This window comes from Bifidobacterium dolichotidis, assembly GCF_003951975.1.
GTDB classification, from domain to species: Bacteria; Actinomycetota; Actinomycetes; order Actinomycetales; family Bifidobacteriaceae; genus Bifidobacterium; species Bifidobacterium dolichotidis.
The window spans coordinates 20144-43172 of sequence record NZ_QXGM01000004.1; the positions used below are offsets into that span (position 1 = coordinate 20144).

Sequence of the window (23029 nt, forward strand, 5' to 3'; positions counted from 1 at the left end):
GATTGCTAATTGTTCAAGTCTATGCAATCCCAGAGATGAGCCCATCTGGCTTTCACCCCGTAATGAATACGCGAAAAAATTGCATTTTTATTTTTGTTGTTCTGAATTTCTTTTAAGCTATGAAGCGGTAACACATAGGAGGAAAACCTCATGAGTAGACATGCCAGTGCCGCACATTCGCAGCAGACGCGTACCAAACGGAAATGGCCATGGATTGTTTTGGCCGTAGTAGCAGTTGTTCTTGCACTTGCTATTTGGCTCGGCGTACTTGCTATGCAAGTATTCCGTGAATCAAAGCAGGTACAGCAGCATGAGCAAAAGGCCATGTCGCTCGTTACGAGTTTTACCCACGCCGACAATATGTCTTCAATCGCGAAATTGTCGGACCAGCTGCCTCAGGTTCAGCAAGAAACTCAGGCTGCTGAGCAAATTGCACATGGTTCGAGCTGGAATACGCTTGCCCATGTGCCATGGATTGGCGGCGATATTCAGGCCGTTCAGGGTATGACTTCCACGCTGAACTCGTTAATGAGTCAGTCGGTACCTGATCTTGTTCATGCCGTTACTACGTTGAGCGATGCGCATCTTGCAAATAACGGCAATCAAATTAACCTGCAGCCAATTCTCGAAGCACAGCCAGCTATTGAAAAGGCGAATACCTCGTTCCAGGAGCAGGTGCAGCAGTATAACGAGCTGCCAACGCCTCATATTGAAAAAATTCGCAGTGTCTATGACGAAGGCCACGAGAAGATCAACACTATTGGCACCACAGTGAACCGTTTGGCCAGTACATTCAAGATTCTGCCAGATATGCTTGGCGCCGATGGCCCACAGACGTATGCCATTGTGGCTATGACGCAATCAGAAATGCGTTCAAGCGCTGGTCTGGTTGGCTCGGTTGGTCAACTCAATACCGATAACGGCACGATCAAAATTGATGATTTCCGTCCTAATGTGCAGCTTGGCCCGTATCACGCAGCGCAGCACACCGATGACGAATGGCGCATTTTCAATACGGAAAGCCCATTGCACATGTCATTAGATGTTCGCGATATTGGTGCGTTCCCAGATACGAAGCGCGTTGCTGAAAGCGTTGCCGATTTCTGGCATAACGACTGGCATGACCAGAACACGAAGCTCGACGGCGTTATTGTGGTCGATCCTGTGTTCCTGCAGATGATTATTAACGTTACGGGCCCTATTACGTTGCACGATGGAACGGTCCTCAACGGTTCTAATACTGCTGAGTTCCTGCTCAACAAGGCTTATATCAACTACCCACTCGATCAAACCGATGAGCTGTTCTCTCAGGTTGCCGAGCAAAGCATTGACCAAATGTTTGGCACGATTGACATGGCCAAGCTTATGCAAGTAGGTAATGTGCTGGGTCAGGCCGCTTCCGAACGTCACTTCTCGATGTACTCGTTCAACGCCGATGTTGAGAAGACAATTAAGGCCGCAGGCTTTACTGCTTCTACGCCAGACAGCGAGCAGAACCCTACGGTTGGCGTCTACTTCAACGAGCAGAACCCATCGAAGATCGGCTGGTATCTGGATCGTTCGTCGAAGATTACGAGCAAGCAGTGCAATGCCGACGGCTCCCAGAGTTACCACGTGGAATACACGATCCATAACACACTCACTGAGGATGAGCTCGCCCCGCTGCCCGCTTACGTCGCCGGTGTGACGCGTAGTTGGAAGAACCGCGGTCAAGGTCTTGAGCTCACGGCCATTTATCCGCCAAAGGGCGGCAGCATCAGCGATCTGACGATTACTGGTGGCAATCACACCGACATCAAGCAGGAAAAGATGAACGGTAAGCAGCTCTACACTTCTGTTATCAGTGTTATGCCTGGCGAAACGGCCACCATTTCGTTTGATGTACAGACGTCACCTCAGGCCAAGAGCCAGCTGAAAATTGATCAGACGCCACTCAATAAGCCGGGATCTGGCACGGACGTTGATATCTCATCCTGCAAGACAAAGTAAGTGCCAATCTCACGTTCTGTGAGTCTTCAGGGTGCCGCCGCTTTCGAGCGTGCGGCGCCCTTTTTTATTATTATTTCCGCGAAATTTCACGTACCACTACTACCCCACCATAGGCTTTTTCATTCGTATCGGGGGTATAGCAACACTAGAGGTTTCCCGATATATTACATAGAATGAACATAACTACGCCCTATTACATAGGGGGTAAGTCAAAGACGACTGTAAAGCAACAACATCAATCCCAAGAAGCACACGAGAAAAAGGAGATCTCATGCATGCCTCATGGAAAAAACGTCTGATTGGTGCGCTTACTGCACTCGCTGCTTCGGTTTTGATCGTAGCCAGCCCAATCACAGCTGCTCAGGCTGATGGCGTTGACTCGAATACCACTGAGGAAACGTACCCAGACGTTATGCTCGGCGTATTCACGAATAGCGAGCGAGACCACACTGATAATTTCTACGCTTCATATGACGGTGTGCGTTTCCATAAAATTAGTCACGCATTCCGTGATCTGTTCCCAAACGATGAAACAAGGAATTGGGCTGAAGGCTCGGGCTCTGAAGAACATCCGGTGCCAATGGAGAACGTCCCTTGGGAACGCAAATATAAGCTCTGGCCGTTTAACTGCCCTAGCATTATTTGGCACAACGGCTACTTCTGGATGCTGGCCAATGAATCGAATGGCGGCGATAACGGTAAGCTCAGGCTCGTCCTTTCCTTCTCCAAGGACTTGGTGCACTGGGCTGATCAGAAGCCAATTCATGTCAATGTGCCAAATCTGAAATATGGCAATGGCGAGAAAACCCGATTCGATGCTGTAGCAGCGGATTGGTCGGTTATGCCGAATGGCAAGATCGCCGTTGTTGTTTCTATGGGCAAGTACGGTGCATGGCACGGTCAGGCCGAAAAAGATACGATGGCACCATATCTCGTTACTTTCGATCAGCTCTCGAATAGTACCGATCCTGCTTGGAACCCAATGGAAAACGATAAAGTCTACTATGAGGTTTCTGACGCACAGCTCATTAATTTGCCTGGTGACTACAACTACACGCACAACAACCGTATTGACGGTTCGTGGTATTTCGAAGGTGACAACGCCTATCTATCGATTAAGCGTAAGGGCGTAACGAACGAAATCTTCTCAACCGATAAGAACCTCAGTGATGTCGGCAATGTGAAGGCATGGAAGACCGTGAACTCGAATGTGCTCACGGGTTACGAGGCACCATCGTTAACGAAGTTCAATGGCCGTTATTACATGTTCACCGATGAGTTGGCCACATGGACGCCAGATGATCATGTGCGCAAGCCATATATGCGCACTGGTACGCATGTACAAATTGGTACTTCGATGACGAGCTTCAGTGGTCCAAAGCGCGTTCAGGCAACGGATTCAAGTGGCAAGAGCTACACGGTTGCACAGATGAATAACGACAAGGGCGATGGTCCACGTCACGGCACCGTTATTACGGTCACCGATCCAGCAGCCAAGAAGATTATTTGGGAACAGTATCACGCAAGCGGTTGGAAGGATTCACAGAAGATGTTCCACTTCTGGGATCTGAAGTTCACGAATAATGAATCACACGAAGATGATGTGGAATGGCTCGGTGCAACGGGCATTACCACTGGCTTCCCTGATGGTTCCTTCGGCGGTCTGAGGACGATTATTCGTCAGGATATGGCAGCCTTCCTGTATCGTCTGGCAGGCAAGCCAGCCTTCGATGCACAGAACGCTCCTAACCCATTCTCTGATGTCGTTAAGGGAAAGACGCCTCATTGGGAATCTATTCTGTGGCTCGCTTCAACTGGTATTTCAACTGGTTGGGATATTACCGATGACGAAGGCAAGGTAATTCGTAAGGAATTCAGGCCAACTGTCAATGTGGTTCGCCAGGACATGGCCGCATTCCTGCATAGGCTCGCCGATTACGAGCAGGCGGATCCAGAACTCAGTGATCCAATTGATTTCCGCGATGTTATTACTGATGGCCCAGAAGAGCAGCGCACGCCTCATGCTGAGCATATTGTGTGGCTGTCTCGTACTGGCGTCACCAAGGGCTGGAAGGTCGGCGATCAATACGAATATCGTGGCTCATCGAATGTGATGCGTCAGGATATGGCGGCCTTCCTGCATCGCATGTCCGATAACGTGCTGTATCCAGCATCCGATGAATTGGCTCGATAACGAAACAATATAGTGCCAGATCATAAACGCTAATCTGGCTACACCGGAGGGGTAGTATTTGTGAATACTGCCCCTCTTTTTATTTACAAAATGCGTGGATTATCATATGTTTTTATTGATTTCATATTCCGAGGTAATGATGCCTCAACATCTACATATCACATAAATAACCCACGCATCAAAGGTATGGTTATGAAACAACATAAAGCAAGTAAGCTCATTGGTGCTACTACGCTTGTTATGAGCATGGTTGTTGCCCTATTCCCGCAACTAGCCAATGCCGCAACTCTGGAAGAAACTTCCGAAGTGTATAAAACACTTTCCTCATTACGCGTTGTTTCTGGTTCGGATCCAGCAGGATACACCTATAGCCGTGATGCCTTTAAATGGAATGCCATCGACTTAGATAGCAATGGCTGCAGAACTCGTGACGATATTCTGCATCGAGATCTCGATAATATCAATGTTGATGCAAAAGATGCCTGCATTGTAAAAAGTGGTACATTGGATGACCCTTATACAGGTAAAACAATTGCTTTTACTCGAGGTCAATCCACATCAGCAGCGGTACAAATTGACCATATTGTTGCACTCAAGGATGCGTGGCGTACTGGCGCTTATGCTTGGCCTGATTCGAAAAAACATGCCTATGCAAATGATCCATTTGTATTAGCTGCCGTAGATGGCCCAGCCAATCAGCAAAAGAGCGATCAAGCAGCAAGTACATGGATTCCTAGCAATTACATCGCACAATGCCCATATGTTGCCTCGCAAATTGCTATTAAGCAAAAATACGATCTGGGCGTCACGGCTAATGAAAAGCAGTCCATGCTCAACGTACTGAATTCATGCAATTTCAATGTGCAATTACCTGAGGATTCGCCAGAAACAAGTTTGGTTCGACTCGTGCAGGGCGATAGTGGCAATAAACCACTGACTGAAGATGAAATGTATGCGCAGCAATATCCAGGTTTTGCATTCGGAGCATATACCGCAGTTGCAAATAATGGAGAAAAGCGAGTATTCCGCGGCACCGAATCGGTCAAACGCCAAGACATGGCAGCATTCCTCTACCGTTGGGCAGGCTCCCCCACATTCACACTCACAGCAGCAGATAAGCAGATGTTCATCGATGTGAATGAGTCCACACCGCATGCAGAAGCAATTTGGTGGCTAGCCAAAAATGGTATCTCTGAAGGCTGGTATACAGATCGCGGACGAGTATTCCGCGGCACTGAATCAGTTAAACGCCAAGACATGGCTGCATTTATGCGTAGGCTTGCCAGTGTGCATGGCCCAGCTCGTACAAAATCATTGCAATTTGCTGATGTGCATGCGAATACGCCTCATGCATCAGATATTCGTTGGCTTGCCGAAACAGGAGTAAGCGAAGGATGGCTTGAACACGGCCAGCGCTATTTCAAGGGAATGGTTTCTGTTAAACGTCAGGACATGGCTGCTTTCCTGCAACGTCTGGCAACATATCGCGGACCAAATGTAAATACCAACGCATGGGTTCGTTCCATGTTCCAAGATGTTTCCAACACCACCGCACATGTTGATTCCATTTATTGGCTTGCACTCACTGGTATTAGCGTTGGTTGGCCATATGTTGCACCAGAACCTGAAGTGTATTACAAGAATTGCGCAGCGGTACGCGCTGCTGGTAAAGCGCCACTGTACCGTGGCCAGCCTGGATACGGCCCACATCTCGACCGTGATGGCGATGGCATAGCCTGCGAATGATGGTACGCACTGGTCACAGGCAACCCACCAAAAACTACGTATAACTCGTAGTCACGTAGTAATAAAGCCCAGATGAGTCAATACTCATCTGGGCTTTATTACTTGCCTAGTGTTTTTCAGGCCTGTGCTTCTTGCACTGCCTGCTGGAATGCTGCACGCTGCTCAGCAGCACCAGATTCAGCCTCTTCACGCGTGATTTCCGTGAACTTAATGGCGCGATCGCTCAGCAATGCATAGCTGTTTGGATTTGCCTTATCACGAATCGAGAACGTGCATGCGTTGTCGTCAAGAGCCACACCAACAGCATCGGTCATCTTTGGATTACCTGGCGTTGGCGTACGCAGCGACGTAATCAGGCGGAACTCACCATTGTTAAACACATTCAATGGGATCTCGAAGTACACGGTCTGATGACCATGCTTGTCCATCTTGAACTTACGAGGACCCGAATCGTAGGTAATACCGCCACGACGAATATCGTGCATTGCAATGGCCAAGTAGAAGTCACCTGGCTCATCGAACTGGTATTCCACAGCGAAGCGGAACGTATCGGAACTCTTCAAAATCAATGGAGAGACGCCATAGGTACGCAGAATTGGGCAACGTTTGTTCAGGCCATTCGGGAATGCCTCAGGGTTCGTAGCAAGTTCCTCACTACGCTCCGACTCTTCCTTACGAATAGCTTCCAAGTTAGCCAGCGAGTACTGCTCAGCAACCATCATTGGGTCACCAATCGAAGCAACTTCGCCTTCCTGAATGAACACAGCGCGCGTGCAGTAACGCTTTACTGCGCCCATATCGTGCGTCACCAAAATAACGGTCTTCGTAGGGTCCTTACGAATATTCGTAAAGAAGTCATCGCACTTACGCTGGAATGCCTCATCACCAACGGCCAGCACCTCATCGAGTACAAGGATGTCGCCCTGGGCCTTAATAGCCACCGAGAAGGCCAGACGAACCTGCATACCACTCGAGTAGTTCTTGAGCTTCTGGTCCATGAAGTCCTCGAGCTCTGCGAACTTGACAATATCGTCATACATATCGTCAACTTCTTCGCGCGAGAAGCCCAGCAGTGCACCGTTCAGGTACACGTTCTCACGGCCCGTCAGTTCAGGGTTGAAGCCCACGCCAAGCTCAATAAATGGCACGAGCTTACCCTTGACGTCAACCGATCCCGAGTTTGGATAGTAAATCTGCGAGATGATTTTCAGCAGCGTCGACTTACCGCCGCCGTTACGTCCAACGATGCCAAAGAACTCACCCTGGTGCACTTGGAACGAAACGTCCTTGAGCACAGTCTGCTCACGGTAGCCCTTAATTCCCTTGGTCCAGTTAATAAAGGCCTGCTTGAGTCCCGTAGCCTGCTCAGTTGGGAGCTTGAAGAACTTCTCAACGTGGTTCACGTCGAGGACTACTGGGCGCTCCATATAGTTATTAATGTTGACTACGTCAGTAGCCTGCGTAGCTTCGCTCATCGATGCCTCACTCATTACATCACCTCCGCGAACTTACGGCTGTTCCTACGGAACACATACACACCAAGCCATGCCAGAATAATGGTCAGGGCAACTGGAATGAGCTTGATCCACCAAGCACCGAAGCTATTCCAAATCGTTGGCTGTGTTTCTGGTGCGAGCAGATTATGACGAATATCCTGAATTGCCTGTGCAAATGGATTCAGCAGCTCGAACCTTGCCAGTTCGGCGTAAATGCCACCCTTGTTAATGACGTAGTTCAGTGGGTAAATAATTGGCATGCCGTAGAAGATAACCTGCTGCAGCACTTCCCAAATATGAGCAATATCGCGGAAGTACACATACATCGTGCTCAGTAGCAATGCCAGTGCCAGTGCCGTCACATAGAGCTGCAACACATTGAGTGGTACCCACAGAACTTCCCACGTGAAATGAACGTGGTTAAAGAATGCGAAAATCAGCACCACAATGAAGTTGATACCAAAGCTAATCATCGAGCCAATCGATGCCGAAACAACAACAATATAGTTCGGGAAATGCACCTTACGCAGCAAATCGCCGCGGTCCACAATAGCCCTCAAACCAATGCCGACAGTTTCGGTTACCATCTGCCAGCTCGTAATACCCATCAGCAGCACGACTGGGTACGTTGGCGTACCATCGGTCATGCGCAGGAACTTGCCGAACACCACATACATAACGGCGAACAGCATCAAAGGCTTCAGCACGGACCATGCCATGCCGAGGAACGAACCCTGGTATCGCAGCTTAAAGTCAGTTTTTACCAGTCCGCGCAGCACGGTCATACCGTACCCGTAACGAGCTCGGAGCTTAGATGACAACGTGGCCATGGGAACTCCCTACCTCTCTTCCAATTTGGATACGTCTTCTGCTTCTGTGGTTTCCACTCGAGTCGTGGTTGTTCCACCATGAATAAAAGGCGCAGCAACAATAAGTAATGAGCAGAAGGCCAGTGGCCAACTATAGCGGTACTGGTGCATAGGACCCACCAGCAGCGTTGCCATAGTAATAACGTACGGCAGCAAAATTAATAGATTACGATAGCGCTTCAACGCGAAGCACATCAGCACAGCAAGAACAGGCAGCCACAGCGAGTACAAGCCTTCAGTCATCAACAAACCAATAACTGGAAGACCAGCAAGCGACTGGTACAGCTGCACGCCATAACGCTGTGGAACAGACCGTTCATGATCCTGATACTGCGGCATGATCATCGTGCCGCCCTTATCGTCCCAGCCCCAGCGCACGAAGAAGCCTTCATCGTAGTAAGGCGACATCAGGAATGACTGGAACTGCGAAGGAGTCGAGGCCAAAGCAGTGTCAGGGTATTCCAAAGCGGCCTTAGCCCAAGCCAGCATGAAGTCCTTCGTCTGCTGCTTTGGAGCATTACGGTCGAAGCAATCCTTGGCACCATCACTTGTGCTTGTCGTAAATGCATGCTTCAGCTCTTCTGGCGAGCAAGAGTACGTGTTCTGCAAAGTATTGCGCGTTTGCTCATCAAGCGAGTTGCCATCGCGCAAAAGCACAGCAGCACCCTGCTGCAGTGGCACTGCAATCATCTCTTGAGGACCACCTGGGGCAATACGCAGTGCAGGATACGCCACCTTTGGAATAGCCATCGAGACGGCCAGAATAACGACCATCATGAGGCCCGTGATAATACGGCGACGCATAAAGATAAGCAGCACAAACAGCGTAGCCAGAATAACGTACATACCAATTTTCTTGGTAAGTCCGCACATAATTGCCAAAGCAACCAGACCAATGCACAGCCAAATACCAACTGGCTTACGCTTCGTGGCACGGCGTACGTACTCAACGAGCAGCACACACCACACCATGAAGAACGGCATGAACGTCATGTCCTTAACAATGACCATGGCATGACGGCCAAAAATAGGAGTAAGGCCAACAAACAGTGTGGCAATAACGCCGAACTTCCAGCTCATGCCGGCACGACCGCACAAATACGAAATAACAATGCCGAATGCAATGGCCAGCACAATCGACTGCAAGAAAGCCAGAGTCCACAGGCCCAGTCCTTCATTGCCAATCGAAACGCCCCAAGCATCAAATGCACCAAACAGCAAAGTGGTAAGCCATGGATGGTGATCACTTAATGCATACTGCGCTGGCAAATACTGGCGAGACGATGGATCCCAAGCATGGCCAGTGCGGTACCAAACCAGCTGAGCAACCGTATCAGGGCCAATATTGGCCGGGCTCAGCATAACAATCCATGGAATCCAGCAGACAAGAATAATGCCGGCAATAATCAGCACCGTGCCAAAGTGCATGCGCATAAACCATGGTTGTGCAAACTTCAGTGCACGCCACCAAGCAGCACCTAATGTTTTTGGCTTGGCCTCGTAGCGAGGCGTAGCATCAGTACGCTGTGCCAGCTTACGAATAGTAAACGCAAAAACCCAGCTCAGTACGCATGACATATACAGCGCCAAGGCAATCCAGCGCACGCCGTTATATACGAGGTACGAGAACCAATGGCCGACGTATCCTTCAGCGAACGTTGCACCATCAACAGGAGCGCCAGAGCCTGCGGCCATAATGGACCATGACAGTACGATGCCGCCAATTGCAGCAAGAATGCGCAAACGGCGCGAAGATTGCAGCCATGCCTGAGCGACTTTATAGAACGTATAGACGAGCAGTACGCCAAGCACTGTTACAGCAACAGCGCCAGAATTACGTACTGCAGCCCAGCCATCAGTAAAAGCTGTTAAGGCGCTTGGTGCAATACCAGCCACCGAATAATACGGCGATAACAGCGTAAAGACTGATCCAAAGCCAATAACAACGGCAAGAATTGACAACCAGAGCGGATGCTTCAATTCGCGAGGTCGATCAATTTCTTGGGCTAATTCTGCGGCCATTTCGGCATGCTTTATATGCTCCGTACCAGATTGACCGACAGGCGCGCAGGCCGCGTTCGTCATAGCAGAAATCAACTCCTTGTATACAACAAATCAGTGCTGAGCAGCACTCTCGGGAGCTGATTCACCTGACTTATTGAGGTCGGAAGCTCCTGTAACACCGTACGTAGAATCAACAGTCGAAAGGAAAATATTGGATTCGAATGCGAAACGTTCACGCGAATGGTGAGCTGTGACCTGCAGAATAAGGCCAGTAAACCAAGAAATAATGCCGAACAGCATCAGCATAGTGGCGCCGATCAGCGTTGGGAACCTCTGCACCTGGCCGGTCTGCCAGAACAGAATGCAGACCCACAGAGCCAGACCCAGACCAGCGAGACCCATAATCAAGCCGAGGCCGCCGAAGAATGGCACAGGACGGTTCTGGTAGTTGAGGCGGAATATCAAACGCAGCACCTTGAAACCATCCGAGAACGTGGACAGCTTCGATTCACTGCCGGCAGGGCGGTCGCGGTACTGTACAGGAACCTCAGTCACGCGCATCTTGTGATCAAGAGCGTGAATCGTCATCTCAGTTTCGATTTCGAAACCATCGGAAAGCACGGCATACGACTTAGCGAACAGGCGGTTGAATGCACGGTAGCCTGTCATAACGTCGCGAATGTCGGCGTGGAAAGCTTTGCTAATCGAGAAGCGCACCAAGCGGTTACCCGTGTTATGGAATGGGCGCTTATTCTCAGTGAAATACGTCGAAGACAGGCGGTCGCCAACGACCATATCCCAGCCTTCATCAAGCGTGCTCAGCAGCTTATGAACGTCCTCTGCAGGGTACGTATCATCGCCATCGACGAGCACATAACGGTCTACATCAATATCGCGCAGCATACGGCGCAACACATTACCCTTGCCACGTTCCGGGGAGAAACGAACAATGGCGCCTGCTGCTGCAGCCTCAGCAGACGTACGATCCGTACTGCGGTTGTCGTACACATAAATCTTTGCTTCTGGCAGCTCGCGGCGGAAATCCTCCACAACCTTGCGAATCGTGACTTCCTCATTCAAGCACGGAATCAACACGGCGGTCGTAGGACTCGTTGTCATTAGGGCATTCTCCTCGGAACTTAACGTAAGTGTTATAAATGCGTTGATGCCAATACAACGATTGGCATCAACGCAACTCATAGGGCTGAGCTAGGCTCAGTTCATCTTCAGATAGTGCTTCCAGTACTCAACGCTCGTCAGTTCTGCACGGGCATCGCGGTACTCAGCACGCAAGCGCTCAATGTTGTGCTTGTAGTACTTCAGATCGCGCTGGTAACGCTTCATAATGGCCTCGTAGCGCTGAACATCCTTCGTGCGGATTGCGCCCTTGCGGTTGTACCAATCAATAACCACGAGCTTGTTCTTGCCGCGGATGGCACCTGCAGGGTACACCCAGCCAAGCAGTGGAATAACTGCGTAGCCTTCGCCGCGCGTCTTCATGAAGCGCTGGCCGTTATCGGTCAGGTAATCGTTGACGCGCTGGGACAGCGAACGTGGCTTATCGCCATCAATGAGCTGACGATCGATCTGCTCAAGATCGAAGCCTGCGAGCTCTGGATCCTCAGCAGCCTGCTTCTGCAGCTCTTCGAAGCTCACAAGCTGTTCCTTGTTCTTATTTGCAGCCATGAAGCTCTTCTCAGCCTGACCCATAGCCATGATGAAGCGTGGGCCCTTGAGGAAGTCTTCGAATGCGTCGAGGCACAGCTCAGCGTTGTCGTAGCCGAACTTCTTGAGCTCGAGGCGCACGTTCCTGTGCAGCTCGCTCATGAAGTCGGACTCTGGTGCGAAGCCAGTCGTTGCCTGAGCAATCATCGTGTTACGAGTCGTCTGGTAACGCTCCACTGCAGCGTTGTAGCGCTCGTGGAAGCTCATGTGCCACACGCACAGGCTGTTCATCGTGATGAACTCGGTGTTGCAGCGCCAGCCGAACTCAGCGTCGTCGCAACGCACGAAGAATGGCAGAGGCAGACCGTTCTTTTCAATAACGGAAATTGGAATGCAGCAGTACCACCATGCTGCGTAACGCTGCTCCTGCATGAAGCTTGGCACACGGAACAGTTCGTTGAAGATAATGTCTTCGAACTTCGTCAGACGCAGACCTGGCTTGCAAGGAGCGAACGTGCCTTCCTTGGTCATGAAGCCGGTGTCTTCCCACTGATCCTCGCCGATCTCGTAGTTGAGCATTGCGCCCGAGATCATTGCCGAGCGGTGCTCTGGCTTGAGGATGCGCAGCAGGTTGTAGGTACGCTTAATCGACTCAGGAGACACAGCCACGTCATCATCCATAAGCAGGATGTGCGTTGCCTTTGGCTTCTGCTCCATTGCGGTGATCATTCCGCGCGTGAAGCCGCCTGCGCCACCAACGTTGTCATTAGGAACAACGGTGATGCGGTCGCTGCTCAGTGCCTCGACATCGAGCGTACGGCCGTTATCCATCACATACATGTGGAAGTGCTTAGCGATATCGTCGTTGGATTCAACGATGTGCGTGCGCACGAGGTCGATGTTGCGCTCAATGAAGCTTTCCTTCTTGAACGTCGTCGTCGACAGCACGAGCTCAACATCGGTTGGCTCTTCTGCAAGCTCAAGCTCGTAGTAGCTGTTGCGCAGCTCCATGCGGCCTTCAGCAGCAATCTGGAAGCCAACGAGCACCATGTCATCGTTAATCGTCAGTGGAAGATCAATCGTCTGCCACTCTTCGCTTGCCTCAAGGTGACGAGCCGTATCCGTCATTGGGATTGGCTTTGCAGCAAACGTATCACCCATCGTCTGCTGCACCATGCAAGCAGCGCCCTTGAGCTCAAGGTGCAGCTTGAATGCAGTTGCGCTCGTGTAATGGCGAAGCTTCATCACCGACAGGCTGTTGAAATACGTCGTGAAATCGTACAGGCCCTTGTCAAACAGAACCCAAGTGCCTTCAGTTTCTGCAGGGGTTACAGGCTGATCGGCCTTCACATACAGTGAAGGGTAGCTGACCGAGCGGGGATTTGTCTCGAGCAGCACATTGGCAAACTTCATCGAAGGCATAGTTTGGTTCCTTAATCCAATAGATATTGGTGTATTTGCTGCAAGTCATCATAGTCATACCAATAGAGAGCCAGCGCATAAAGCGTAAATCATCGTCGAATCTTCGCAAAATATGGTCAAATCACCCACAATTACGCAGTACCTGATATGGGAATCGAGGCAAGGTATTCTCACCCATTGAGGAGCCTGTTCGTTTTATTGCTACCCGAACAATTATCTCCTTATTCATAGTTATATTGGACTTGATTTATTCATCAAGCATTCTGGGTCAGGATAAGAAACTTGAATACGACCGAAGATGAGCAAACTGCACCAGCAGAGCTCAAAGCGCCACCTTTTTTAGTTATTGTTGTGCCTTGCTATAACGAGCAAGAAGTACTTCCCCAAAGCTCTGCAGTGCTGTGCAACAAAGTTGAATCGCTGATCGCAGCACATCAAATTGCCGATAAAAGCTGCATTATGTTCGTTGACGATGGTTCTAAGGATCGAACCTGGTCAATTATTACTGAGCTCCATCACCAGAATGCTGCTATTTTCCATGGCGTAAAACTCGCTCATAACAAGGGTCACCAGAACGCACTGCTGGCTGGTATGACGCATGCCTACGACGTTGGCGCTGATGCCATTGTGTCGCTTGATGCTGATTTACAAGACGATCCGAATGCAATTGACACGATGATCGAGGATTACCGTCAGGGTGCCGAAATCGTCTATGGCGTTCGCGATAACCGCGATAGCGATACTGCATTTAAGCGCGGTACGGCCGTGATGTTCTATAAAGTTATGACCGCATTGGGTACGGAAACTATTCCAAACCATGCGGATTATCGCTTAATGAGCCGCAAGGCCTTAACTGCCCTACTGCAGTATCGAGAAGAAAATCTGTTCTTGCGTGGCATTGTGCCATCGCTTGGTTTCCCTTCTGATAAAGCCTATTACAAGCGCGGAGTACGTCAGGCTGGTGAATCGAAGTATCCGCTACACAAGATGGTCTCGTTTGCTGTAGAAGGTATTACTTCGTTCTCTACGAAACCGCTGCAAATTATTACGGGTCTTGGCATCGGCTCAATCATTATTGGCATTGGCATGCTGATTTACACGATTATTTCTGTGCATCAAGGTAATGCCGTGGCTGGTTGGGGCTCGGTGATGTGTTCGCTGTGGTTCTTAGGCGGCGTTATTTTGCTCGCACTGGCGGTTATTGGCGAGTACATTGCCAAGATTTACACCGAAGTGAAGCATCGCCCGCGCTTCATTATTGAAACGACTATCTGAGCATCAGATACCGCACGAAGACAAAGAACAAACCAATATCAAAACAGCGAGGTTTGTGGCTTACGTTTGGTAGCCACAAACCTCGCTGCATTTTGTTTATCAGAGCACAGCAGAAATCAAATTACTGCTGCACAACTGGACGCTGCAATTTCGTAAGTTGAATAACGTGATCTGCAGCCTGGGCCACAGCCGGCGAATGCGTGACGAGAATAACGCAACGGTTCTGCTCGTGCGCAAGCTGACGGAAAATATTGACGATGTCGGCCTGCGTTGACGGGTCGAGATTACCCGTCGGCTCGTCGGCAAGAATAATGTGCGGATCGTAACTGAGCGCACGTGCGATGGCCACTCGCTGCTGCTCACCACCAGACAGATGTAGAATGCGCTGCTTGGCATACTCAACCGGCAGGTGCACCTGCTGCAGCAGCCGCGCAATAATGTCAGACTTTGGCTCGCTGAACTCGCGGCCCGAGGCATCCATCGACAGTTCAATATTCTCAGCCACGGTCAGCGACGGCAGCAAATTGAAACTCTGGAAAATAACGCCAATATCCTGGCTGCGGTAATCGTATCGATTGATTTCGGCAAGGCTTTTGCCTTCATACTCAACCGCACCCTGTGTTGGCGTCGTGAGACCACTAATCAGCGATAACAATGTTGTTTTACCTGCACCAGAAGGTCCTGTTATTGCGTACATTTTGCCTGGTTCAAACGCCATCGAAACGTCATTGAGCACGTTGCGCCCACCTTTGGTGTAGCTGTAGCTCACGTGATCGAGCGCCAGCACAGGCTGTTGGGTTTCCTGCTGCTGAGTTTCTTGAGTCATGTTGTACTCCTAAAAATCTGAAATGTCATCGGTTCGCAAGTTGTCATTGGTATTGGTAGCAACCGCTTTATGAGCGGTCTGCAAGAATCTGCAGCGGCTCGTAACGCATCACAAATACAGCGGCTACGAGCGCGGCAACAAGTGTGAGTGCAAGCCCGATCAGCATCATGATGCCGATAACCTTCAAATTCACAGTTGCATTCACGTCCGCAACGTAATTGGCCATGCGATTCATGCCACGCTTTTCATTTGGGACATCTGGAGCACTCGAATTTGCCGTTGGTGAATCCGACCCACGCTGCTCGTCATTCTGTTCTCCCGAAGCGCTGTCTGGGCCGCCGCCAGGACCGCCGCCTGGCTGCATCATGTCACGTCCGAATTGCTCACGCTGGCTCTGTGCTTGCGTTTGCTGCTGCGTGATCTGACTCGAGAGCATCTCATTCGACACTGGCTTGCACACTGCAGCTCCAATTCCCGTGCCCACAATCAGTCCCAGCATCGTTACGATGAGCAGCTCAGTCGTAAATTGAGCGGCCACCTTACCTTTGCGCACGCCAATTGCCGTCAGGACTCCGATTTCATACTTGCGTTCGCGAATGTTGAAGATAGTGAGAACAACGATGATTACTGCACCCACTGCCAATACGACAATCAGCAACGTTTTCGCGAACTTCGCTAAGTTGTTCAGCGGCACGAGGCTCTGCTCATACTGATCCACGTCGGCAGACTGCACCGTATAGCCTTCTGGCAGTTGGCTTGCGATGCTGTTGCAGAATTCGTCGTAAGCGGCTTTATCAGCAAAAACATAAGTGAATTGCAGTTGCGATGCTGCAGTTTTCACTTCGTTGCCCGAACTCGTTTCGGTCGTCACTGTATTGTCGCTTGCCAAACCGAGTGCGTTTACCGTTGCAGTAGATGTGTAAATGGCGTTATCTGGATCTGATGCGGTAGAACGCATTGGACCGCCAAAGCTCTGCGAATCGGTGGTGTTCTTGTAGATGCCAAGCACCTTGAACTTATAGGTCTTTGCAGAATCTGTTGCGTTGGCAACGGTGATGGTGTCACCCACTTTGACGTTATTGAACGTAGCGAGATTTTCGCTAATAATCACGTCATTATCGTCTGAACTCGTGTAGTTGAATGCTTTGCCATCAACCATGGTGAACGCACCATTTTGTGCGGCTGCCAGCGCCTGATCAGATGAGAAGCCAACAAGTGAAAAATCACCATTCACCATGTTGCCTAGGCCGCCATTACCACCACCAGGTATAGCGCCATCTGGTCCTCCGTTACGCTCAGCACCTGCTGTAGCGTCTGAATTCGAATTTGATGAGGCCTCTCCCATGGCATTCGAAGACGAAGTTTCGACTGGCTGGAAATTATCTGTTTTTTCTAAAGCAGCCGTTTCGGTGTAATAGCTTGACGATACTGCTGCATCGTTGGCATATTGCTCGTAATCTTCCAAAGTAATCTGGTTCGATTCGAGCGCATTGCGCATTGCATCAAAATCTGGCTTGGAATCACTACCCGATTCATTGGTACTCGGTGGTTCCATCTTCTTCATCATGGATCCACGATCCATAGCGATTTGAGCAGTAATGGTCGTATTAGCTAAACCATCTGCTCGTGCTCGCTGTGCAGCTTGCAGAATTGCTAAGCCCACGGTAGCTGCGATGGCAATAATGGCCACAATAATTATGATCAAAATATTGCGGCCCTTATTACGCGTTACATTACGTGCCGCGTTCTTCAAGACGAACATGGGGTATTTCCTCGCATTCGTGATGGCCCTTATAGGCGTTTTCGGATGATGGGTCACGAATGTACGGGGGTAAGCTCCAAAGCTCCGTGAGCTTTCAATGGCTATGGACTTTTAAATTGATGAAAATAAGCTGAATATCGTGTGATGCTCCTGTAAGTACCGCACAGCAGCATCACTAATATTCAGCATTCACATATTCAGTGCGCCGTTGCTAGTGCCCAGCGCTTGACGTCAATACCGTGAATAACTTTGGTTGATGCCTTCACTACAAGGCCTACGCACAGTGCTGCAGCAACCGTACCTTCACGTACACCAGCAGGAGCACCCAGGCACAGCAGTGAGCTAGCAAGAGCCAATGCCACGCATGTGGAATCAAAAACAATTTTGACATTGCCAAACTTATGGCCCATAACTTCAGCCAATGTAGCGACCATGCCCTCGCCTGCATTCAAAATCAAATCTGCACGTACTTCGAATGCAATACCAACACCACAGGCAATAATGCCAAGAATGCACAGCACCCAACGCATGAAATAGCTAGAAGGCGTTCCGAATGGAAGAATCCAATCGAAGAAATCGATAAAAACACCCATTGACGTAGCCATAATCAACTGCGCCCAATGATTCCAACGCGTATTACGACGAAGAATCAGCACCTGGATCAGCACATAACTGACATTCAAAATAATCGTCATTGTGCCAACAGAAGGGCCCAAAATGCAGCTCAATGCATAAGGCAGACTGGAAATTGGCGATGTACCCAAATCACCTTTAATTGACAACGAGACACCCAACGCCATGAGTGCCATGCCAAAGAACATAACAAACGTGCGAACAGGAATATGCGCATGCCAAGCACGTGCAGCAAGCTTCGTGATGGCGTGATGATGATGGTGCGTTGGAGAAATATGGGGCATATGTACGGTGCTCGTAATGAACTCCTTGAATTGCGATGAAGCTAAACAGAAATAAGAAAAATAAACAACACAAACTAGCGGACGCAGCTGAAAAGTCAGTCGAGTTCGTCTTGAGAAGCGTCATCAAGAGACGAACTGACGCGAGTGAGCAAATCAATAAGCTGCTCAATCTGACGTGAAGTCAAGGTCTTTCGGATCGGCTCAACAGCTTCAGTAAAAATTGGCGTAAGCTGAGACTCTTTGTCGCGTCCAGACGGCGTTAACGAAACCAAAATCGCGCGACTATCTTCAGGACTTCGGCGACGCTGAATCAAACCTTGAGATTCCATACGCTTAAGAATGCTGCCAATCGTGGCCTTCCGAATCAAACATGCGCGAGCAATACTCGTTTGATCAGATTCGCCATGCTCAGCAAGATAACTCAGGATTTTGGGCTGCCCAGGAGTCAAACCGAGATCGCTAATACGCTCATCAACTCGACGACGCACAATCAGATGCGTCTTCATCAGCAAATAATGAATGCGATCCATGAATCTTCTTCTCTCAATTAGTAAGCATGCTCACTATAAGGAATCTTACTATTTTGATAGGATAAAGTCACACGGCGCTTCGCATACAAGATGCGAAAAAGTGCTCTCAATACAGTGCTCTGCATACGGAATTTCTATTGGTTTTTCCGCCTCTAACGTCGAAATCTCGCATACTCCGACTGAGTAGAAATGTCCAACAATACACCAGAATCGTTGAAAAGAAGCCGTTTTCAGATAAACAAAAACCCTTTCTGAATTTCTCCAGAAAGGGTTACCGGCGGAGGATGCGAGATTCGAACTCGCGAGGCTGTTACACCAACACGCTTTCCAAGCGTGCGCCATAGGCCACTAGGCGAATCCTCCATTTGTTTTCACCCACATAATGGGCTCAACTCGAGTAAAACTACCACACATCAAATCATTAAGCAAATCGCAATACTTGGCGTGTCGCAGTAACCCGCTTTCACCACTTCCCTTGCAGGTTAGTGGCGACCGTGCTTTGCGAAGCGCTAGTTGGAACTGCATTAAGATCAGCCGATGCGCGCGTTTGCGATGGCTGATTATCGCTCTGAGGCGTGGCCGTATGTGCTCGAGCAGAGCCGCTATGGCCAGAAGCTCTACCGCTTCGAGCACCACCAGTTGCTGGCGCATTCGTCGATGTAATTTCTACAGTTGCCTCTCGCTTTGGGCAATCATTAAATACGCCACAGCTCAGTGACACGCAAATTGCGGCCACAATAAGCACAGCAAGTGCAACAACAACTTTTCCAATCCAAGGCTTGTGCTTGGCAACCTGTGCGCCCTGCGCGCGTCCAGACTTGTTAGACGTAGGCGCGCTCATATTCGGCGGAAAGTTATGTTCCGGCGAGTTCATGGCAAACGCTCCTTCAATACCTTTGGCTCGATCAACAAGCCAGACATTGATGGAATGCTGGCCTGTCCCCTATGATCGGGAATCCGTTTTTGTTTGTGTAACGTTTTTGATGAATCCGAAGGTACTGTTCAACCCTTGCCATTCCATGAGAATTAACCTAAGACTTTCCTGATAGTCAGCAAGCATTCGCTGAGCATCCTCACAATATTGTGTGAGTACTGCTCCATTCATCCCCTGAAATTTCGCCGTTTTATTGGTTTGAGCTGACTATCAGGAAACTCATTGCTTATGGGCGAAAATCTCTACAGTCGCTCACTCGGGCCTCCAGCGCATCCAAATGACTATCCAGATCATGCACCATCAGTGCGCGTGCAGCTTTTCGTGCTTGAGCAGGATCAGCAATGCGGGCCAGCAGTACTGCAGCCATATTGTCCGCCATTTGCATCATCCAGTAATCCCAAACTTCTCGCTGTTGCACACTTTCGCCAAGACTCTGCACTTCTTGCATTTCACACCGAACAACCATCGAAATTGGCAATGAGAAGAACCCTGCATGCTCAACGAGTTCGCAATGTTCAGTAATCCAGGCCACTGCATTTTCAAATCGCTCACGATCGCGATGTTCAAATGCCTCGCGCATCATTTCCGCATGGAACGAACCGACTAAGGAGCCCGCAAGATCATTGAGATACACGGGATTCTGCCATGCCGGCAGTTTCGGCGGCTCAAGTTCGTCTCGAATTAAGTTCAGTATGTGGTCCACTGTTGGCGTCTGCTGATTCCACAGCATTCGGTAGGCCTCAATTACGTGCCGTGCATCAAATAAATATCGTCGATCTGCGAGCCACATTTCTTTGAGCCACTGCTGTTTGCGCTCGTTAGTTTCTTCAAGTCGTTCTTGTATTTTGAATTTCTCATATAGCTGCTGATCCTCATCAAGCTGCATTTGCAAATCACATGCGTAATCAAGATCTGCTTCGGTACGTAGCACTTGCATATAGTCGAGCGCCTCACGATGATGAAGCTGCGGCGCTTCACCAAGGAACGCTTCAGAACGGGACGAGTCGCGCAACATTGGTCGACCAATATCGTGGTGTAGTAATAACGCTGATGCCATATCGACACTGCGCGCATCATTCACACCCCAGGTCAGGCAACAGTAGGCAGCTATACGATACGTTTCATCGGCATAGTCTTGCATCATGGTGTGCAACAGATCAGCTTTGCCATAGCGTTCTATACCTGTTCCATACAGCCATTGCACTACACGGCGTCCTGTTATTGGACCGAGAATTGGCATATCCTCAGTTGGCTGTTGCATCATTTTTGCAACTTCAGCATCGTTAATCAGTACATAGAGCCATGTGCATACGCCATACTGTGTGGTCCATCGCAAAATACGCTGCAAGAAGTTACGGCAGTATTCCAATAATCGAGGATCAGCACAGGCAGCTGCCCAATCGAGCATGCGCGTCCAGTGAGGGCTACCTAATGTATGGAATGCCAAACGATGCAGCTCTTCGTTGACATATTCATCATTGGCAACAAGTGTTTCAAAGGCTCGGGCCGTAAGCTTTTTAGGTTTCTTATGATCACTAGCCAACTGTTCAAAGCACTGGATTAAGTCCCCAAGTGCAGTAATAAATTCCGTATCGAGCATTTGATATGGCACAGGCGCGTGCGAAGGCTCTGCAATGGCATGCGTATTGAGTTGGGTCCACGATTGACTATTCATTGACGCGTTCATTGCGTCACCTCCTTGACGATTTCTGGCATTGGTTGTTCTGCGAGCGCTGCTGCTTCTTGCATAATGGCGGTATCGGCTTCTGGCAGCTGTTCGAGCATGGCGTCAAATGTTGGTACATCGCTGCGCATCAGTTGTTGTGCAAGTTCTCGAGTCCATTCGGTATCGGGTAAACGCATGAGGACTATGCAAGCTTGGTCGAAGAGGAGTTCTCGATATTGCTCACACATGGCATTGCGGAATTCCAGCCTGGTGCTGTCGTTAAATGTGAGCATGGTTTGGTAGCGGTGAATGAGCAGACTTGCTGTTCCTGCAAGACCAAGCTGGCTTACTGCATCGATACGCATTTGCAGCAGATGGATATATTCGTCGAATTCTCGCTGGTGATGGTTGTCGAATGCGCGAATAAGTCGGGCGCCAACGCTGGGACCAAGTAGCGCGCAGGCCATTTCTTCGAGATGCACAACGTTATGCCACAGTGGTTTATCTGGCCGTATATTGCGTTCTTCTAATGCCAGGAGCACGTCGCCAGCATCATCCATGAACGTATCCCAAAGTTCTTGTAGTGCTGTTATGAATTGACGCCCATCGTCCACATACCGTAATGAGGCATAGGCAATATGATCGGCAACATCTTGTGATGAGTTTTGCCTAGCTAAATCATTGGCAACGGCATCGTTATGCCGATGGGCATAGTCAAGATCTGCCTCAATATGCAACGATGCAATATATTGCACAATGCGTTGGTATCGCCCATCGGGATTGGCATATTTACCGACTCGCGTATCCTGACGCATCATCGCGAGGCCAATATTGGGATGCGTCATAAGCTCTATTGCTATATCGCGATGCAGTTTGTTGTATTCATGCGCACTATCAGGCTGTTCTATACCCCAAGTTGTGAATATATAGGTGCCTAAGCGATGACATTCATCGGCATATCGCCAAAGATCTTCTTGCAGTGCGTCGCTCTGGTCATAGCCTTGTTCCGTTTCATTGTGGAATCGACTCAATATGCGCTGCATGCTCATTGGTCGCATAATCGGCATATCCACACTCGGTTTCTTGAGCATGCAGGCAATATTGGCGTCATTAATAAGACCATATAGCCAGGAACACAGGCCTCTACTGCTCACAACCATTGATATTCTCGTTAGCCATCTACGTACAAGTGCAATAAGATTGCGATCTCGTGTCAACGTTGCTAACACAATAGTGTCAACCCAATGGGTGGAGCCAAATACGGTAAAACTCAGTGCAAGCAATTCATCATCTATGAGTCCTGTTGCTCGCAGTATTTGCATATCGAAGCCCCATGCTTCTTGATATCCAGTGACTGCAGCAACACCATCAAATGGTGCTACCGAGTTCACAGGGACCTGACCCATATGCATACGTTCAAGTTCTTGCAAGAGTCGCATGGCTTGGTATTGCACTGATGCACCACCTGCAGCTGCAGCGTCATCGTCTACTGATGTTTCATCAACATCCATAGCCATTTGCTCACGCAACACTATTTCAAATCGCTTTTGTAGCTCATCCACATGAGCCGTAAAAGCTTGCACTCCTGTGTGCTTCATAGCTTCCTCTTCTCTTCGTAACAGATCACACCGCTTATCTCGCGCCTCTCCTCTTCGCGAGTTGTTGCAATCTGCTCTCTAGCATCTGTTCAGATGTGAGGATCACTATGCCAAGCTCAATACGATTCGTCGAATG

15 protein-coding genes, 1 tRNA gene and 2 pseudogenes are annotated in these 23029 nt (G+C 49.5%); 5 read left to right on the plus strand and 13 right to left on the minus strand.

Going from position 1 to position 23029, the window contains the following annotated elements:
- The first annotated feature begins 150 nt into the window (after positions 1-150).
- From D2E26_RS07100 to D2E26_RS07575, 4 genes and pseudogenes are all read left to right on the plus strand, one after another.
- Positions 151-1989, plus strand: coding sequence for a DUF4012 domain-containing protein (locus D2E26_RS07100; protein WP_125964074.1), 1839 nt, complete (start codon positions 151-153; stop codon positions 1987-1989).
- A gap of 271 nt (positions 1990-2260) precedes the next feature.
- Positions 2261-4183 carry an S-layer homology domain-containing protein gene (locus tag D2E26_RS07105; protein ID WP_125964076.1) on the plus strand — a complete coding sequence of 641 codons (1923 nt, stop codon included), beginning with the start codon at positions 2261-2263 and terminating at the stop codon, positions 4181-4183.
- Between the two features lie 246 nt (positions 4184-4429).
- Positions 4430-5008 (plus strand): annotated as a pseudogene (locus D2E26_RS07570) (HNH endonuclease family protein); the annotation flags it as partial.
- An 801-nt stretch (positions 5009-5809) separates the two neighbouring features.
- A pseudogene (locus tag D2E26_RS07575) lies at positions 5810-5929 on the plus strand (excalibur calcium-binding domain-containing protein); the annotation flags it as partial.
- Positions 5930-6045: 116 nt separating this feature from the next.
- Here D2E26_RS07575 and D2E26_RS07115 read toward each other — a convergent pair.
- The 5 genes from D2E26_RS07115 to D2E26_RS07135 all read right to left on the minus strand — a co-directional run bounded on the left by D2E26_RS07115 (position 6046) and on the right by D2E26_RS07135 (position 13385).
- The gene (locus tag D2E26_RS07115; protein ID WP_125964078.1) at positions 6046-7419 is read right to left on the minus strand and encodes an ABC transporter ATP-binding protein; all 1374 of its coding nucleotides are present in this window, start codon (positions 7417-7419) and stop codon (positions 6046-6048) included.
- Entirely contained in the window at positions 7419-8255 is an 837-nt protein-coding gene (locus D2E26_RS07120; protein WP_125964080.1) for an ABC transporter permease, read from the minus strand. The genes D2E26_RS07115 and D2E26_RS07120 overlap by 1 nt, the downstream gene beginning before the upstream one ends.
- A gap of 9 nt (positions 8256-8264) precedes the next feature.
- A complete protein-coding gene (locus D2E26_RS07125) occupies positions 8265-10379 on the minus strand; it encodes a DUF6020 family protein (protein ID WP_125964082.1) in 2115 nt (704 codons plus the stop codon).
- Positions 10380-10409: 30 nt separating this feature from the next.
- On the minus strand, positions 10410-11417 hold the full coding sequence (locus D2E26_RS07130) for a glycosyltransferase family 2 protein (protein ID WP_125964083.1): 1008 nt from the start codon (positions 11415-11417) through the stop codon (positions 10410-10412).
- 96 nt (positions 11418-11513) lie between these two features.
- Positions 11514-13385: a glycosyltransferase family protein gene (locus D2E26_RS07135; RefSeq protein WP_125964085.1), complete on the minus strand. Its 1872-nt coding sequence runs from the start codon at positions 13383-13385 to the stop codon at positions 11514-11516.
- Positions 13386-13667: 282 nt separating this feature from the next.
- Here D2E26_RS07135 and D2E26_RS07140 point away from each other — a divergent pair, with 282 nt between their 5' ends.
- A complete protein-coding gene (locus D2E26_RS07140) occupies positions 13668-14660 on the plus strand; it encodes a glycosyltransferase family 2 protein (RefSeq protein ID WP_125964087.1) in 993 nt (330 codons plus the stop codon).
- A gap of 121 nt (positions 14661-14781) precedes the next feature.
- Here D2E26_RS07140 and D2E26_RS07145 read toward each other — a convergent pair whose 3' ends face one another.
- The 8 genes from D2E26_RS07145 to D2E26_RS07180 form a co-directional block, all read right to left on the minus strand.
- Positions 14782-15486: an ABC transporter ATP-binding protein gene (locus D2E26_RS07145; RefSeq protein ID WP_125964089.1), complete on the minus strand. Its 705-nt coding sequence runs from the start codon at positions 15484-15486 to the stop codon at positions 14782-14784.
- Positions 15487-15553: 67 nt separating this feature from the next.
- Positions 15554-17248 carry an ABC transporter permease gene (locus tag D2E26_RS07150; protein ID WP_125964091.1) on the minus strand — a complete coding sequence of 565 codons (1695 nt, stop codon included), beginning with the start codon at positions 17246-17248 and terminating at the stop codon, positions 15554-15556.
- 197 nt (positions 17249-17445) lie between these two features.
- A complete protein-coding gene (locus tag D2E26_RS07155; protein WP_206432092.1) occupies positions 17446-18165 on the minus strand; it encodes a YczE/YyaS/YitT family protein in 720 nt (239 codons plus the stop codon).
- A 95-nt stretch (positions 18166-18260) separates the two neighbouring features.
- Positions 18261-18695 carry a MarR family winged helix-turn-helix transcriptional regulator gene (locus D2E26_RS07160; protein ID WP_125964093.1) on the minus strand — a complete coding sequence of 145 codons (435 nt, stop codon included), beginning with the start codon at positions 18693-18695 and terminating at the stop codon, positions 18261-18263.
- A 278-nt stretch (positions 18696-18973) separates the two neighbouring features.
- A tRNA-Ser gene (locus D2E26_RS07165) sits at positions 18974-19058 on the minus strand.
- A gap of 100 nt (positions 19059-19158) precedes the next feature.
- Entirely contained in the window at positions 19159-19569 is a 411-nt protein-coding gene (locus tag D2E26_RS07170) for a hypothetical protein (protein WP_125964095.1), read from the minus strand.
- A gap of 286 nt (positions 19570-19855) precedes the next feature.
- A complete protein-coding gene (locus D2E26_RS07175; RefSeq protein WP_125964097.1) occupies positions 19856-21316 on the minus strand; it encodes a hypothetical protein in 1461 nt (486 codons plus the stop codon).
- Entirely contained in the window at positions 21313-22893 is a 1581-nt protein-coding gene (locus D2E26_RS07180; protein ID WP_125964099.1) for a hypothetical protein, read from the minus strand. The genes D2E26_RS07175 and D2E26_RS07180 overlap by 4 nt, the downstream gene beginning before the upstream one ends.
- Between the last annotated feature and the right edge of the window lie 136 nt (positions 22894-23029).

Excerpts from the sequence above, each read along its gene's own strand:
- D2E26_RS07100 (WP_125964074.1), top strand. The coding sequence starts at position 151 with ATGAGTAGACATGCCAGTGCCGCACATTCGCAGCAGACGCGTACCAAA.
- D2E26_RS07105 (WP_125964076.1), top strand. The coding sequence starts at position 2,261 with ATGCATGCCTCATGGAAAAAACGTCTGATTGGTGCGCTTACTGCACTC.
- D2E26_RS07115 (WP_125964078.1), bottom strand. The coding sequence starts at position 7,419 with ATGAGTGAGGCATCGATGAGCGAAGCTACGCAGGCTACTGACGTAGTC.
- D2E26_RS07120 (WP_125964080.1), bottom strand. The coding sequence starts at position 8,255 with ATGGCCACGTTGTCATCTAAGCTCCGAGCTCGTTACGGGTACGGTATG.
- D2E26_RS07125 (WP_125964082.1), bottom strand. The coding sequence starts at position 10,379 with ATGACGAACGCGGCCTGCGCGCCTGTCGGTCAATCTGGTACGGAGCAT.
- D2E26_RS07130 (WP_125964083.1), bottom strand. The coding sequence starts at position 11,417 with ATGACAACGAGTCCTACGACCGCCGTGTTGATTCCGTGCTTGAATGAG.
- D2E26_RS07135 (WP_125964085.1), bottom strand. The coding sequence starts at position 13,385 with ATGCCTTCGATGAAGTTTGCCAATGTGCTGCTCGAGACAAATCCCCGC.
- D2E26_RS07145 (WP_125964089.1), bottom strand. The coding sequence starts at position 15,486 with ATGACTCAAGAAACTCAGCAGCAGGAAACCCAACAGCCTGTGCTGGCG.
- D2E26_RS07150 (WP_125964091.1), bottom strand. The coding sequence starts at position 17,248 with ATGTTCGTCTTGAAGAACGCGGCACGTAATGTAACGCGTAATAAGGGC.
- D2E26_RS07155 (WP_206432092.1), bottom strand. The coding sequence starts at position 18,165 with ATGCCCCATATTTCTCCAACGCACCATCATCATCACGCCATCACGAAG.
- D2E26_RS07160 (WP_125964093.1), bottom strand. The coding sequence starts at position 18,695 with ATGGATCGCATTCATTATTTGCTGATGAAGACGCATCTGATTGTGCGT.
- D2E26_RS07170 (WP_125964095.1), bottom strand. The coding sequence starts at position 19,569 with ATGAACTCGCCGGAACATAACTTTCCGCCGAATATGAGCGCGCCTACG.
- D2E26_RS07175 (WP_125964097.1), bottom strand. The coding sequence starts at position 21,316 with ATGAACGCGTCAATGAATAGTCAATCGTGGACCCAACTCAATACGCAT.
- D2E26_RS07180 (WP_125964099.1), bottom strand. The coding sequence starts at position 22,893 with ATGAAGCACACAGGAGTGCAAGCTTTTACGGCTCATGTGGATGAGCTA.